Origin of the sequence: Amycolatopsis echigonensis (assembly GCF_014174495.1) — a bacterium.
Lineage (GTDB): Bacteria > Actinomycetota > Actinomycetes > Mycobacteriales > Pseudonocardiaceae > Amycolatopsis > Amycolatopsis echigonensis.
The window spans coordinates 1-1149 of the sequence record NZ_JACJHR010000241.1 but is presented as its reverse complement, the minus strand read 5'-3'; the positions used below and the strand labels follow the sequence as shown (position 1 = coordinate 1149).

Here is a 1149-nt window from a genome sequence, read left to right as displayed (position 1 = left end):
TGAGTGTCCACGATGTACACGATTGGGTTGGCGTGCCTCCCTTGCGTCCGTTGTGGACGGATTACCTTGCTCCGTCTATGACGGGATCAGCGTTGAGGGTGCAGCGGGTCGTGATGCCTTCGGGCACGGAGTCGGCGACTGTTGTGGCCGACGGCCTGGTGCTGGATCCGGTGGATCGGTTCCTGGCGCATCTGACCGCGATCGACCGCTCCCCGAACACCGTGCGCGCCTATGCCCATGATCTGCGGGACTATTTCGAGTTCCTGCACTGCCGTGGCCTGCACTGGGATCGGGTCGCGCTGGAGGATCTGGGCCGGTTCGTGACGTGGCTGAGGTTGCCGGTCGGGGCCCGCGATGGACGGGTGGCGATGCTGCCCTGGGTGGAGGCGAATCTCGCTGCCGCGACGGTGAATCGCAAGCTGTCGGCTTTGGCGTCGTTCTATGAGTTTCATCAGCGGCACGGTGTCGAGCTCGGTGAGTTGCTGACGCGGTGGCGGCCGGGCCGCCGCGGCGGGTCGTGGCAGCCGTTCCTGGCGCACCTGGGCGCACGGCCGGAGCGGCACCGCGCGATCTCGCTGCGAGCAGAGCGGCGGCCGCCACGGGAGCTGAGCCAGGCGGAGATGACGGCGCTGATCGGTTCTTGCGACCGGTTGCGGGACAAGTTCCTGCTGAACCTGTTGAAGGGCACGGGATTGCGGATCGGTGAGGCGCTGGGGTTGCGGCACGAAGATCTCGACGCCCGCCGTCGGCTGGTCGCGGTTCGGCCCCGGAGGAACGTGAACCGAGCGCGGGCAAAGACGTGGTCACGGGAAGTTCCCGCCGATGCTGACCTGTTCCGCCTCTACAGCGATTACCTGCACGAGGAATACGGGACGCTGGACTGTGACTACGTGTTCGTCAATCTCTGGGGCTCGCCGGTCGGCGCGCCGATGAGCTACGCCACCGTCGACCGACTGGTGCGCCGCCTGCGAGCCCGCACCGGGATCGCGTTCTCGCCGCATCTGTTCCGCCACAGCTACGCCACCGGGTTGCTGCGCCGCGGGGTCGCCGCCGAGATCGTCCAGCACTTGCTCGGGCACGCCAGCATCAGCACCACCGTCGACACCTACTCCCATCTGGGTGTCGAGGACGCTCGTCGCGCCCTGGCCG

General features: G+C 67.4%; 1 protein-coding gene. It reads left to right on the top strand.

The genetic code is table 11. From position 1 onward, the window contains the following. Positions 1–113: 113 nt before the first annotated feature. On the top strand, positions 114–1149 hold a 1036-nt coding region (locus H5411_RS46540; protein ID WP_220818395.1), incomplete at its 3' end, for a site-specific integrase.